Source organism: Pleomorphomonas carboxyditropha, from assembly GCF_002770725.1.
GTDB classification, from domain to species: Bacteria; Pseudomonadota; Alphaproteobacteria; order Rhizobiales; family Pleomorphomonadaceae; genus Pleomorphomonas; species Pleomorphomonas carboxyditropha.
The window spans coordinates 29,099-41,980 of the sequence record NZ_NQVN01000007.1 but is presented as its reverse complement, the minus strand read 5'-3'; the positions used below and the strand labels follow the sequence as shown (position 1 = coordinate 41,980).

The 12,882-nt window shown below is 67.6% G+C and carries 11 protein-coding genes; 6 read left to right on the top strand and 5 right to left on the bottom strand.

Going from position 1 to position 12,882, the window contains the following annotated elements; all coding sequences use genetic code 11:
• Window positions 1–149: 149 nt before the first annotated feature.
• The 4 genes from CJ014_RS12335 to CJ014_RS12320 all read left to right on the top strand — a co-directional run bounded on the left by CJ014_RS12335 (window position 150) and on the right by CJ014_RS12320 (window position 4,068).
• Window positions 150–1,232, top strand: coding sequence for an ABC transporter substrate-binding protein (locus CJ014_RS12335; protein WP_245427286.1), 1,083 nt, complete (start codon window positions 150–152; stop codon window positions 1,230–1,232).
• A gap of 117 nt (window positions 1,233–1,349) precedes the next feature.
• Complete coding sequence (locus CJ014_RS12330; protein ID WP_100080785.1) at window positions 1,350–2,426, top strand: ABC transporter ATP-binding protein; 1,077 nt, start codon at window positions 1,350–1,352, stop codon at window positions 2,424–2,426.
• Window positions 2,423–3,283 carry an ABC transporter permease gene (locus CJ014_RS12325; RefSeq protein ID WP_100080784.1) on the top strand — a complete coding sequence of 287 codons (861 nt, stop codon included), beginning with the start codon at window positions 2,423–2,425 and terminating at the stop codon, window positions 3,281–3,283. The genes CJ014_RS12330 and CJ014_RS12325 overlap by 4 nt, the downstream gene beginning before the upstream one ends.
• Window positions 3,283–4,068 carry an ABC transporter permease gene (locus CJ014_RS12320; RefSeq protein WP_100080783.1) on the top strand — a complete coding sequence of 262 codons (786 nt, stop codon included), beginning with the start codon at window positions 3,283–3,285 and terminating at the stop codon, window positions 4,066–4,068. The genes CJ014_RS12325 and CJ014_RS12320 overlap by 1 nt, the downstream gene beginning before the upstream one ends.
• A 4-nt stretch (window positions 4,069–4,072) precedes the next feature.
• Here CJ014_RS12320 and CJ014_RS12315 read toward each other — a convergent pair whose 3' ends face one another.
• The 5 genes from CJ014_RS12315 to CJ014_RS12295 all read right to left on the bottom strand — a co-directional run bounded on the left by CJ014_RS12315 (window position 4,073) and on the right by CJ014_RS12295 (window position 9,879).
• On the bottom strand, window positions 4,073–4,894 hold the full coding sequence (locus CJ014_RS12315) for a creatininase family protein (protein ID WP_100080782.1): 822 nt from the start codon (window positions 4,892–4,894) through the stop codon (window positions 4,073–4,075).
• On the bottom strand, window positions 4,891–6,408 hold the full coding sequence (locus CJ014_RS12310; protein ID WP_100080781.1) for a class I adenylate-forming enzyme family protein: 1,518 nt from the start codon (window positions 6,406–6,408) through the stop codon (window positions 4,891–4,893). The genes CJ014_RS12315 and CJ014_RS12310 overlap by 4 nt, the downstream gene beginning before the upstream one ends.
• A 147-nt stretch (window positions 6,409–6,555) precedes the next feature.
• Window positions 6,556–7,425 carry a YjjW family glycine radical enzyme activase gene (locus tag CJ014_RS12305; RefSeq protein WP_207765734.1) on the bottom strand — a complete coding sequence of 290 codons (870 nt, stop codon included), beginning with the start codon at window positions 7,423–7,425 and terminating at the stop codon, window positions 6,556–6,558.
• Window positions 7,418–8,956, bottom strand: a complete 1,539-nt coding sequence (locus CJ014_RS12300; protein ID WP_100080780.1) for a YjjI family glycine radical enzyme — start codon at window positions 8,954–8,956, stop codon at window positions 7,418–7,420. Before CJ014_RS12300 ends, CJ014_RS12305 begins: the two co-directional genes overlap by 8 nt.
• A gap of 149 nt (window positions 8,957–9,105) precedes the next feature.
• Complete coding sequence (locus CJ014_RS12295; RefSeq protein WP_245427301.1) at window positions 9,106–9,879, bottom strand: potassium channel family protein; 774 nt, start codon at window positions 9,877–9,879, stop codon at window positions 9,106–9,108.
• An 809-nt stretch (window positions 9,880–10,688) separates the two neighbouring features.
• Here CJ014_RS12295 and pdxA point away from each other — a divergent pair.
• A complete protein-coding gene (gene pdxA, locus CJ014_RS12290) occupies window positions 10,689–11,735 on the top strand; it encodes a 4-hydroxythreonine-4-phosphate dehydrogenase PdxA (RefSeq protein ID WP_207765733.1) in 1,047 nt (348 codons plus the stop codon).
• A gap of 8 nt (window positions 11,736–11,743) precedes the next feature.
• Complete coding sequence (locus tag CJ014_RS12285) at window positions 11,744–12,874, top strand: iron-containing alcohol dehydrogenase (RefSeq protein ID WP_165790837.1); 1,131 nt, start codon at window positions 11,744–11,746, stop codon at window positions 12,872–12,874.
• The last annotated feature ends 8 nt before the right edge of the window (window positions 12,875–12,882 follow it).

Genomic DNA, 12,882 nt, shown 5'->3' with positions numbered 1-12,882 from the left:
AGATTTGCCGCCGGCAAAGGCGTCCGGCCTCGGCAGGAACCTATAGTGTCTATTGCGACCATCCTATGGACGCTGCCGGCGAGGCCAAGGCAAACTTCCTCAAAACAAAGGGAACAGGACTGTCTTTCCGCCAGCGAGAGGGGTTTCACATGCAGCGCTTCACACTCAACCGCCGACAGATGCTCGGAGGACTGGCCGCCGGCGCCGGGCTTTCGCTCCTCGGCCCGATGGGCCGGGCTTCCGCCGCCGTGTCGGAAATCGTCTGGGCGACCTGGGATTCCAACGGCCACCCCGAATATGTGGCGCCCTTCGAGAAGGCGACGGGCACCAAGGTCAAGCTGTCGTTCCTGTCGAGCGAGGACGCGCAGTTCGCCGCCCTCAAGACCGGCTCGGCTTCCGACTGGGATATCGTCAATCCCTCGCTGAACGGCGCCTGGCGCTACATCAAGGCCAAGGTGCTGAAGCCGCTCGACCTTTCCAAGGTTCCCAACCTTGCGCACATGTACGACGTGTTCAAGACGACCGACAAGGTGAAGGGCGAGGACGGCGCCACCTATGCCATCCCCTATCTCTGGGGCCTCAACCCGATCGTCTACCGGTCGGACATCCACACCGAAGAGCCGACCTACTCGACGCTGTTCGATCCCAAGTTCAAGGGCCAGCTCGCCATGCGCGACTATGCCCTCGAATCGATCGCCGTCGCCGCCCTGCACCTCGGCATTCCGCGCGAGCGCGCCTTCCTGCTGACGTCGGACGAACTCGCCGAGGTCAAGAAGGCGCTGATCGCCCAGAAGCCGCTGCTCCGCACCTACTGGCAGACCATCGGCGACCTCACCAACCTGTTCGCCACCGGCGAGGTGACGGCCGCCTTCTCCTGGCGCGTGCCCTACGATGCGCTGAAGGACAAGATGAAGGTGGCGATGGCCAAGCCCAAGGCCGGCATCATGGGCTGGTGCGACTGCTTCGGCATTCCCGCCAACCTGCCCGACGAAAAAATGGACATCGCCTACAAGTTCGCCGACTACCTGCTCGGCGCCGATTACGCTTCCACCATCGCCGAGATCGGCAACTACGCCACCACCTCGTCGATCATCCGCGACAAGCTGACGCCCGAGAAGCAGGAAGCGATCTTCGTCGACGATCTCTCGGTCATGCAGAACTTCATGTGGCCGGTGGCGCCGGAAAACTATTCCGAGTGGCTGAAGGTCTGGAACGAAGTCAAGGCCGCCTGATCCGCCGCCCGCACCTCTCGGCCGAAGGTCGGGCGGTGCGGGATTTGCTTGTCGTGCGAGGTCGGGTGAGGCCATCCGATCCCGGATACCAGGGCATCGATATTGGTGGGAAGCAGGATGGAAAAGCGGACGGAGCCGGCCTTGTCGCCGCTGCTTCTCGCGATGCGGGGGATCGTCAAGACATTCGGCCGGTCGACGGCGGTGGACGGCATCGACCTTGACGTACCCGAACGGGCATTCCTGACGCTGCTCGGCCCGTCGGGGTGCGGCAAGACGACGGTTCTCAGGATGATCGCCGGATTCGAGACGCCGGATGCCGGCGACATGCGTCTCGACAACACGCCGCTGGCCGACGTGCCGCCCGAGCGGCGGCCCGTCAATACGGTCTTCCAGTCCTACGCGCTCTTCCCCCACCTCACCGTCAACGACAACGTCGCCTTCTCGCTGAAGCTGCGGGGTGGCGTCGTCGATATCGCCGCCCGCGTGCGGCGGGCGCTCGACGCCGTCCATATGGCCGACTTCGGCGACCGCTATCCGCACCAGCTATCCGGCGGCCAGCAGCAGCGCGTCGCCGTGGCCCGTTCGATCATTGCCGAGCCGCGCCTGCTGCTGCTGGACGAGCCGTTGTCGGCCCTCGACCGCAAGATGCGGGGGCATCTGCAGATCGAGCTCAAGGCGCTGCAGCGTCGTCTCGGCATCGCCTTCGTCTACGTGACGCATGACCAGGAAGAAGCCTTTGCGCTGTCCGACATCGTGGTGGTGATGAACAAAGGGCGCATCGCCCAGAAGGCCGACCCTCAGACCATCTACAGCCGCCCGGCCGACAGTTTCGTCGCCGATTTCATCGGCAATTCGACGCTGGTCGAAGGGCGGATCCGGGAGCGCCATGGCGACCGGGCGACGATCGCAACCGCGCTCGGCGACGTCACCGCGCCGGCCGCCGACGGCCTCGCCGCCGGTGATGCCGCCATGCTGGTCATCCGGCCCGAGCTGTTGTCGACGCGCGGGGAAGGGGTGGCGACCTTCACCGGTAGCGTCGGCAACTCTGTTTTCCAGGGCGAGCGGAGCATGATCGAGGCCGAGGTCGCCGGGGTATCGTTGCGCTTTGCCGCCGAGGCGCCGCTCGCCGCCGGCACGCCGGTCGCCCTCTGGCTCGATGCCGATCGCAGCTTCATCACGAGGATTGCCGCATGACCTTCCGCCAGCGCCATCTTGCGCTGCCGGTCGCGGCGGCGATCGTCGCCGGCTGTCTCGCGCCGCTCGCCGTGCTCGTCGCCTTCAGCTTCTACGAGGTGGAAGACTTCGAGCTAGTCCCGGCCTTCTCGTTCCGGGCGTGGGGCGAACTCGCCTTTTCCTCGACCGATTGGTTCCTGATCGGCAAGGCGGTGCTGTCGGGCGTCGCGACGACGGTGTTCACCGCCATCCTCGGTTATCCGGTCGCCCTTGCGCTGACGCGGCTTGCCGCGTCGGGGAAGGGACTTGCCGTCATCGTGCTGCTGACGCCGCTCTACACCGGCGAGATCGTCCGCATCTATGCCTGGCGGATCGTTCTCGGCGGCGAGGGGCTGGTCAACACGCTGCTCCAGGGAGTGGGATTGATCGACGAGCCGCTGAAATTCCTGCTGTTTTCGCCCTTCACCATCGCGCTCGTCCTCACCTACAACAATCTGCCGTTCATGGTGCTCGCCATCTGGGTGTCGGCCGAGATGGTCGACCGGCGGCTGATCGAGGCGGCGCGCGATCTCGGCGCCCGACCCATCGACGCCTTCTTCCGCGTCATCTTTCCGCTGACCACGCCGGGCCTCGCCGCCGGCAGCCTCACCGTCTTCGCGCTGTCGGCCGGCGAAATGCTGACGCCGAGCCTGCTGGGCGGCACGTCGGGATCAACGGCCATGGCGCTGGTCGACAACCTGTTCGGCACGGCGTTCGACTGGCCGCTTGCCTCGGCGCTGGCCCTGGCGCTGCTCGCGACGCTGTTCCTCGTCGCCTCGGCGATGGCCGGACTGCTGCTGCGCCTCAAGGGCGCGCGTGCCGTGGTCGGGAGGGTGTGATGGGACGGATCGGCCTCTCCGTACTGATCGTCGCGGCCGGGTTTCTCTACCTGCCGCTCGTCGTGCTCGCAGTGTTCTCTTTCAACGATTCGGCGCTGATGGCCTTTCCGCTGTCCGGCTTCACGCTCGAATGGTACCGCGAGCTGGCAGGGAACGAGAATTTCCTCCGGGGCTTCGTCACCTCCTTCCTGATCGCCCAGCCGGTCGGCATCCTGGCCATGCTGTTCGGCCTGATGGCCTCGCTCGCCCTGACGGCGCCCGGCTTCCGCTGGCGTGGCCTGTTCGCCGTCCTGCTGCTGGTGCCGTTCCTGGTGCCGAAGAGCGTGCTGTCGATCGCCCAGGCGATGATCATGAGCCGCATCGGTTTCGAGCGCGGCGCCACGGCGCTGATCCTCGCCCAGTCGCTGGTGGCGCTGCCGTTCGCCACCGCCTTGATCGCGGCGGTGATGGTGCGCCTCGATCCACGGCTGATCGAGGCGGCGCGCGATCTCGGCGCCTCGCCCTGGCAGGCGTTTCTGCGCGTGCTGCTGCCGCAGATCCGGCCGGCGCTGTCGGGCGCCTATTCGGTCGGCGTCATCCTGTCGCTGGCCGACCTGACCATCGCCATGTTCCTCGCCGGCCGGACGCAACCGTTGTCGCTGATGGTCGCCTCGGAGTTCCGGCGCGAGCTGCGGCCGGACCTCAATGCCATGCAGGTGGTGGTGCTCGTGCTGACGGCGGTGCTGGTCGGCCTGAGTGAAGCCTATCGCCGCCGCCGGCTGAAAAAGCTGGCGGCGGAAGCTTGACCATTCAGCGCGAAAAGGCCGTCCGGCCGGTCAACCGGTCGAGATCGAAGGCGGCGACGTCGGCGAGCAGGGATACGAAGGCCGAGCCGGCGCGGTCGACGATGATCCGTCCCTTTTCGGCGGTGGCGGCCCTGGCGTTGCCGGCGACGCCCTTGGGGTGAAGGTCCTGCGCCTGCCAGCCGAAGCCGACGGCGCCTTCGGCGGTGAGCAGGCTGCCGGACGCTTCGATCTCGACGGTCAGCGGCACGAAATCCTCGGCCTTGTCCATGGCGACGAGATCGCCGTGCAGATGCAGCATGGCGCTGGTCTCGAGATCGCCGCCGTGGATGCCATGCGCCGATTCGGCGGCGGCAATGATGTCGTCGACCGCGGTGATGCGGAACCACGAGCAGGCGACCGCCAGCATGCCGAGCTTCACCCGGATGTCGCGGCAGACGATGTCGATCAGGGCGACCTGGCCGCCATGGGCGTTGAAGAACACCAGCTTGCGGACGCCGGCGCGGTGGACGCTGGCGGCGATCTCGAACCAGATGCGGGAGAGCGTTTCGCCGGAGATGGCGATCGTTCCGGGAAAGGCCAGGTGCTCGTCGGACTTGCCATAGGGCAACGGCGGCAGCACCAGCACATCGGCATTTGCGTCGAGCTTGGCGAGCGCGTCGGCCAATACGCCGGCATTGATCGCCGCGTCGACGCTGACCGGCAGATGCGGCCCGTGCTGCTCGACGGCGCCGACGGGCAGCACGGCGACGGTGTTCGAAAGATCGCGGCCGGCGAAGTCGGCGGTCGAGAGGTTCCACCAGGAAAAGGAGGTCATGGCGTGGCTCATGCGGCGGCTTCGGCGGCGAGCGTCGCCTTGGCGATTTTGCCGGTCGGCGTCATCGGCAGGCTCGCCGCCTTGCGGATGACCAGCGGCGCGACGTCATAGGGGACGAGCGGTGCGATGGCCGCCTTGAGGGCGGTGAGGTCGACCGTTTCGCCCGGTCGCTCGGTAACGAAGGCGATGGGCGTGCTTCCGCCCGAAGGGTTGGCAACGCCGACCAGCGCGGCCAGCAGCACGCCGGGTTGCGCGGCGAGCGCCTCCTCGACGTCGCGCGGGAACCAGTCGACGCCATCCACGGTGACGAGTTCGGCGAGGCGGCCGCGCATGGTGACGTAGCCGTCGGCATCGATGCTGCCGAGATCGCCGGAATGCAGCCAGCCGCCACGGGTCGCTTCGGCGGTCTTTTCCGGCCGGCCCCAGTAGCCGGCCATGAAGCCGCCCCTCAGGCAGATCTCGCCCACGGCGCCGATCGGCGCGCGGGCGCCGGTGGTAGTGAGAATCGCCACCTCCTTGTCCGGCGTGCCCGGGCCGACGCGCACCAGCTTGCCGTCGTCGGGTTCGAGTTCGGGAAAGCCGAGGGCGAAGAAGCCGCCGATCTCGCTCTGGCCGAAGCTCTCGACCAGCGGCAGCTTCAGCACGTCGCGGAAGGCCTTTCGCAGGGTCGGCGGCACCGGTCCGCCGCCGGAAAGGCCGAAGCGCAGCGGCGACGGCAGCCGGCCGCGCGCCTGAGATTCCTCGAGAAGCTCGGTCAGCACCACCGGATTGCCGACGAAGACGGTGGCTCCGGTGCGTTCGAGCGCCTCCCAGCCGGTCGCCTGCGTCCACTTGCCCATGACGTTGACGGTGGCGCCGGCCGCCATCGGCGGCAACAGGTTGGCGACGAGCTGATAGGAGCTCGACAGTGCCGTCGGCCCGAAGGAACGGTCGGTGGCGCGGATGCGCAGCCGCTCGCCGATGCAGCGGGCGGCGGTGACGGTCGGCTCGTGGGCGAGGCAGGCGCCCTTGGGTTTGCCCGTGGTGCCGGAGGTGTAGGACAGATGGGCGATCGCCGTGGCGTCCTCGGGGTCGTCCGGCGGTGCGAAGCGGGCCGCCAGGAGTTCGGGCAGGGCATGGGCGCCCTCCTGAGGCCCGTCCATGCAGACGAGGTGGGAGACGCATCCCACCGCGGCAGCGGCGGTTTTCACCGGCCCTTCCATGTCGTGGGTGTAGACGATCGCCTTGGGGCGGTGGTCGTCGACGTAATAGGCGAGATCGTCGGCGTATTTGACGTTGACCAGCGCCGAGATGGCGCCGATGCGCCAGGCGCCGAGCATGGCGAGGAGGTAGTCCATGCCGTTATGGGCGAAGATCAGCACGCGGTCGCCGGGCGCGATGCCGAGATGGGCCAGGGCGCCGGCCATCTTCTCCATGCCGTCCACGGCCTCGGCGGCGGTGAGCGCGACGTCGCGGTCGACCCAGTTGAGGGCGGGAGCGTCCGGCGCGCGTTCCGCGGCGCGGTAGAGCAGGTGGTGCATCAGCATGGTCTGGCGGCTCCCTTAGCGAACGGCGTCATGTGCGCCGAACATGGGCAAGCCGGCGGGCGAAGGAAATTCGATGCCCGACATAGAGTTCATTGGGAGCCGCCAATTGACGCCCGACGAGCGCGGCGTCGCCGCTTCTCGCCGGCTTCAGGGCAACCAGACCGACGGCACCGCCACGTCGGCGACACCGGCGGCCCTGAGGACGGCGGCGGCGGCCTCGACGCCGTCGCGCGGCATGGCCGGCCAGCCGGCGGCCGGCCCGCGCACGCCGTGATGCTGGAAAGCGTTGAGCCGCAGGCGCGTTTCCGGGCCGAGCTCGTGCGCCAGGTCGGCGAGCGCGGCGATCTCCTCGGGGCGGTCGGTCTCGCCGGGAATCAGCAGGAAGCGCAGTTCGTAGAGCTTGCCGGCCTCGGCGAGCAGCTTGGCCGAGGCGAGCGACAGGTCGTTGCCGACGCCGGTGAGGCGGCGGTGGCGCTCGGGCTCGAAGGCCTTGACGTCGAGCATCACGCCGTCGGTGAGCGCCAGGATTCTTTGCCAGCCCTCGGCCGGCAGATGGCCGTTGCTGTCGATGAACAGCGTCAGATGAGCAAGCTCCGGCGCCGCCCTGACGGCCGTGAACAGATCGATCAGGAAGTCGAGGTGCAGCGTCGCCTCGCCGCCCGAGACGGTGAGACCATTGAGGAAGGGCGCGTTGCGGCGGAGGAGAGCCAGGACATCCGCCACCGTCATGCGCCGCACCATCGGGTTGGCGCGCGTCGGGCAGGCGGCAAGGCAGCTGTCGCAGGCGATGCAGGGACCGGGGTCGTGGACGACCTTGCGGCCGGTCTTGGTCAGGGCACCCGACGGACAGACGGCGACGCAGGCGCCGCAGTCGCTGCAGACGCCGATGGTATGCGGGTTGTGGCAGGTAACGCAGCGATAGTTGCAGCCCTGCAGGAACAGCACGAAGCGGTTTCCCGGCCCGTCGACCACCGACCAGGTCAGGAACTTGCTGACGGCGGCGATTCCGTCAGACACCCGAACCCGCCATCAGCTCCAGCCCGACGACGCGCGGCTTGCGTTCGAGAATATGCACCGTGTCGGCCGCCTCGGCGCCGAGCGCGGTGGTGTTGACGCGCGATCCTTTCGCCGCGTTGTAGAGCTTGATGTCGGAGAGGCGGATCATGAAGCCGGTGACGCGCACCAGATCGTTGCCGGCGACATTGGCGGTGAACTCGCGGAAGCCGAGCTGCAGCGCGCCCTTGGCAAGCTGGAACACCGCTTCCGGGTTGGCCCGCACCGTCTCGTCGAGGGTGAGAATTTCCGAAACGCCCGACAGGTAGTGGCGGTGGTGCGGCAGCAGCGCCTGCACATGGCTGACCGGGTCGGGCTCGCTGCCGTAGGGAATGCGCACGCCGGGCGTGGTGCCGGCGTCGCTGGAAAGGCCGGCCTGGGCGTGCAGCATGGCGCCGCCGCGCCAGACGTGCTCCATCGGCTCGCGATCGACGAGTTCGGCGAGCCGCGCCGAAATGCGGTGGCCGAGCGCGTTGGCGGTGGCGTCGTGGCCGTAGCGGCCGGTCCGGCCGGCGAGATCCTGCAAGTGGTCGACGGCCTCGGCCATGGCGAAGATGCCGAACATCGCCGTGAAGCGGTCCTTGTCGATCCAGCCCTCCTCGACGAGGAAGTTGCCGTCGAAGAAGCCCGACTGGCGGAACAGGTAATCGATGCGAGCGCGCATCAGGCGGGCGTTGAGATCGACGTAGCGCGGCAACTGGACATCGAGGAAATCGGCCTCGCCGGCGCTCGCCTCGGCCACCTTCTTGAGGTTGATGCGGGAAAGCGACGCGGCGCCGCCCCGGAGCGGCAGGGCGTTGTAGCAACTGACGATGGCGTAGCCCGGCTCGTCGAACACCTCGCGGTGGATCGGATGGTTGGCGATATGCGGCTTGGAGCAGGCGATGATGTTGTCGGTGCAAAGCCGCAGCATGGCTTCGCCGCTGACCTCGGGGTCGTAGAGGAAGGTCAGGTTGGGCGCCACCTGCTGCAACTCGGCGTCGACCCGGAGAATGGCGCGGGCGACGCGGTTATCGGTGGGGCCGATGTCGGCATGCAGGAAGGCGTCCGGCAGCACGCGGTCGATGTAGCGCCAGAACAGCTTGATCTTGCGATAAAGCTCGTCGTCGGACACGCCGTCGCAGAACGGCAGGAGCAGCGCGTCGAGATGACCGATGAACACCGGCATGCCGGTCACCGAGGGTACGTGATGGTAGGCGATCTGCAACGTGTTGATCGCCTCGTCGAGCGTTGCCGGCTTCGGCAATTCCAGATGGGCGGAGCCGTTTTTCAGCACCATCCCGTAGTCGGGCAGAACGTAGCGCGGCTTGTAGGGGGCGTTTCCCTCGTACATGTCGCAGATGATGCGCGCATCGAGCGCGGCACGCGTCTCGGCATCGAGCAGCACGTAGGGCAACATGTTCTCGGCCGCGACCGCCAGCGCATGTTCCTTCTGCTTGAAGCTCAGGGTCGGATTGGTGGCGATCCTGCGCAACTGGCTCAGCGTTTCGGTCATGGCGGTTCCTCGTCGTCGGCGCGTCTTTTGTCCATGATACGCCGCCGTTGGCGGCGCGACCATGGTGCGCCGGCCATCAAGCGAGATAAACGGCGCCTTGTCCAGCCGGAGGGTTACCGATCCTCGGCCCGGCCGTGCCGTTGGACGGCTCACTCGTCGCCCTGGTCGGGAATCGCCAGGAGATGGCCGCAGGCCTTGCAATGAACGGCGTCCGGCTCGTGCCGCATGAGGGCGCATTTCGGGCAGCGGAAGGTAACCTTGCGAGGCCGAAACAGCGCCTGCGCCAGGCGGACGAACAACGAGATGCCGACGATCATGGTGACGATGGAGGTCAGCTTGCCGACCGTTCCGGGCAGGGTGATGTCGCCGAAGCCGGTGGTGGTGACGGTGGCGACGGTGAAATAGAGCGCGTCGATCCATCCTTCCATGCCCGAGCCGGGCCGGGCGAAGGCGGTATAGACGAAGCCGGTGATGACGAAGAGGCAGGTAACGAGATTGACGGCCGCCCGGCCGACGTCTTCCCACTCGCGATAACCGTGCCGGCGCAGGGAGCGCCAGAACAGCCCTTTCTGCGACAGTGACCAGAGGCGGAGGATGCGCAGGAAGCCGAGGTTGGCGACCCATAGCGGCGCCAGCAGCGTTCCGAGCACGATGAAGTCCACCCAGACGGACGGCCGCCGCAACCACTGCCGGAGGCTGACGGCCGCCGCCGCTCGCGCCGCCAGATCGGCGGCGAGCAGGCAGGCCACGGCATAGTCGAACCAAAGGAAGGCCCGCCATTCCTGCAGCACCGGGCTCAGGATGAAGAAGCCGATGATGACGAGGTCCACGCTGGCGAAGGCCCATTGGAAGCGCACCGCCTGCGGGTCCGTTCCGGTATAGAGCCGCCGCAAGCGCCGCCGCCAGGGCGCGCGGGGCGGCAGGTCTTCCGGCTCTTCCGCGTATCGGCGCCGGAATTCGAGAAGCGCCTCCACGCTGGGGCCATCTGTCGTCGACGCCCGCGAAGCACCAGGCGGGGGAACGGGTGGTTCGGTCGTCACGATGGCTCCTCCCCACGGACGCCTCGTCCGAAGACGGCGGGAAATTGTGGGCGCGCTCCGGACCTTGCCGCCGGATTTCGCCATGTTCACGGGCGTTCCGATAGTCGGTCGAACAACCGTCGGCCGGGCGACGGGTTCCGTGTCGCCTTCCCGAACCCGATGCCATGGCATGACGTTGCCGCTTCGAGGCCGGTTGAGCGGGTTGTCAAATTTGTAAAATCTGGAAGAACAAGCTGTCTCTTCGACAAACGGGCAATCCAATCAGACTCTGGTTATCACTTTGATATGAAAAATAGAATCCATTAGTGCGGCCAGATTTCGAAGAATATGAGCTTTTGCCTTGTTTCGGCGCCGAATCGTCCTTTGGGGCGAATGCCAAGCCGGTGGCAAGGCTGTGCAGCGATAGGATCGGCAGAAAACAAGGGAAATATCCGGTTTTCGGAAGGCCCGGGCGCCAGTCCGCGTCACGGACAAACACGAATAACCTTACAACATATTGACATGTGACCAAATGGCGCGCTTTCTGACGGTAGAGGGAGAGAGGAACCAACGGGTCAAGCCGATATCGAACGGCGCCGCCAAACGGCTTCGGGGCGGCGGCTGCGGTCCTTTGCAGCGCCCGATCCGAGGCGGAAACTTCTGCTCCATCAACACCGGCAGCGCCCGCTCTCCGGCTACGAGAGGAACCACCGTTGATCCCACATCTGGCAATCACCATGGGCGATCCGGCCGGCGTCGGTCCCGAGATCATCGCCAAGGCTTGCAAAGTGCTGAAGCCGCGCCTCGATGCGGACGAGCTGCGCCTCCTGGTCATCGGTTCGAACGACGCGCTCGACCGGGCCTGCCGGGCCTTTGCGCCCGAACTCGACATTCCCGCAGTGGACGCAACGGGGGACTGGCCGGGCCTCGCCAAGTTGCAGGCCTGCCCGGAGGGGGCGCCGATCCAGCCCGGCGTGCTTTCGACCGATGGCGGCCGTTTCGCCTATCACGCGGTGGAGCAGGCCGTGGAGCTCGCCAAGGCGGGCCGCATCCACGGCATCGTCACCGCGCCGCTCAACAAGGAAGCGCTGAACAAGGCCGGCTTCCATTTCGCCGGCCATACCGACCTGCTCGCCCACCTGACCGGCGCCAAGGGCTCGGTGATGATGCTCGCCCACGGCAACATGCGGGTCAGCCACGTCACCACGCATATCGCCCTCGAGGACGTGCCGAAGAAGCTGACGCCGGAACGGCTGCGCTACGTCATCGACCTCACGGCCGAGACGCTCGACGGTCTCGGCCTGCCGCGCCGCCGCATCGCCGTTGCCGCCCTCAACCCGCATGCCGGCGAGGGCGGCCTGTTCGGCCGCCAGGATATCGAGGTCAGCGAGCCGGTGATCGCCCAGTGCGTTGCCGACGGGCTCGACGTCGTCGGGCCGGTGCCGGGCGACACGGTGTTCGTCAAGCTGCACGCCGGCCAGTATGACGCGGTGGTCGCCATGTATCACGACCAAGGCCACATCCCGGTCAAGCTGCTCGGCTTCAACGTCGACCCGAAGACGGGCACCTGGAACTCGCTGTCAGGCGTCAACATCACGCTCGGCCTGCCGATCATCCGCACCTCGGTCGATCACGGCACGGCCTTCGACATTGCCGGCAAGGGCATCGCCAACGAGCTGAGCCTCTTGGAGGCGGTCGATTATGCCGTGCGCCTGGCGGCGACGCGCGTCACCGGGCTCGAGGGAGCCGCCAAGCCATGATCGCCCCCCTGAACGCCCTGGGAACGCCCATCGATCTCGTGCAGCCGGCCCGTCTGGTGTTCGGGCGGGGCACGGCCGGCGAGGCCGGCCGCTGGCTGGGACGGCGCGGCGTCCGCCGTCCGATGGTCGTCACCGACACCTTCAACGCCGCCCGCGTCGGCTGCCTGGAACTGCCGGGCGAGCCCGTCGTCTGGGGAGAACTCGCCGGCGAGCCGACCACCGACGACCTGGCCCGCGTCGTCGGTGCGGCCGAGGCGGCCGGGGTCGACGCCGTCGTCGGCTTCGGCGGCGGCAGCTCCATGGATCTCGCCAAGCTGGTCGCCGTCCTCACGGGCAGCGGGCAGAGCTTTTCCGACGTGGTGGGCGCCGAGAAGGTCGCCGGCAAGAGGCTGCCGATCGTCCAGGTGCCGACGACGGCCGGCACCGGCAGCGAGGTCGGAACGCGGGCGCTGGTCACCGACGTGGCGGCGGCGGCCAAGTCCGCGGTGCAGAGCCTTCACATGCTGGCCGATCTCGCCGTCGTCGATGCCGATCTGGCGCTCGGCATGCCCCGGGCGATCACCGTGGCGACGGGCGTCGACGCGCTCGCCCATTGCGTCGAGGCCTTCACCAACAGGAAGGCGCATCCGTTCATCGACCTTTACGCCCTCGAGGGCATCCGGCTCGTCGGCCGCTGGCTGGCCAAGGCGGCCGACGACGATCATGACCCGGAAGCGCGCGCCGGCATGGCGCTTGCCTCGCTCTACGGCGGCTATTGCCTCGGGCCGGTCAATACTGCCGGCGGCCATGCCGTCTCCTATCCGCTCGGCGCCCGCTATCACGTGGCGCACGGCGCCGCCAACGCGCTGATCTTCCCGCACGTGCTGGCCTTCAACGCGCCGGCGGCGCCGGAACGGACGGCGGCTATCCTCGAAGCGTTGGGGCTGCCCGTCTCCACCGAGCCGGAAAAGGTGTTCGCCGCCGCCCATGGCTGGTGCGTGCGGCTCGGCTGCGAGATGCGGATGTCGGCCTTTGGCGTGCCGGCCGCCGAGTTGCCGGCCATGGCCAGGGAAGCGCACGCCATCCGGCGGCTCCTCGACAACAACCCGCGCGACCTCAGCGAACCGGACATCCTGTCGATCTACCGCGCCGCCTTCTGACGCATTCA

What these genes read in the sequence shown, in the direction of transcription:
- CJ014_RS12335 (WP_245427286.1), top strand. Translation starts at nt 150, where the DNA reads ATGCAGCGCTTCACACTCAACCGCCGACAGATGCTCGGAGGACTGGCC.
- CJ014_RS12330 (WP_100080785.1), top strand. Translation starts at nt 1,350, where the DNA reads ATGGAAAAGCGGACGGAGCCGGCCTTGTCGCCGCTGCTTCTCGCGATG.
- CJ014_RS12325 (WP_100080784.1), top strand. Translation starts at nt 2,423, where the DNA reads ATGACCTTCCGCCAGCGCCATCTTGCGCTGCCGGTCGCGGCGGCGATC.
- CJ014_RS12320 (WP_100080783.1), top strand. Translation starts at nt 3,283, where the DNA reads ATGGGACGGATCGGCCTCTCCGTACTGATCGTCGCGGCCGGGTTTCTC.
- CJ014_RS12315 (WP_100080782.1), bottom strand. Translation starts at nt 4,894, where the DNA reads ATGAGCCACGCCATGACCTCCTTTTCCTGGTGGAACCTCTCGACCGCC.
- CJ014_RS12310 (WP_100080781.1), bottom strand. Translation starts at nt 6,408, where the DNA reads ATGCTGATGCACCACCTGCTCTACCGCGCCGCGGAACGCGCGCCGGAC.
- CJ014_RS12300 (WP_100080780.1), bottom strand. Translation starts at nt 8,956, where the DNA reads ATGACCGAAACGCTGAGCCAGTTGCGCAGGATCGCCACCAATCCGACC.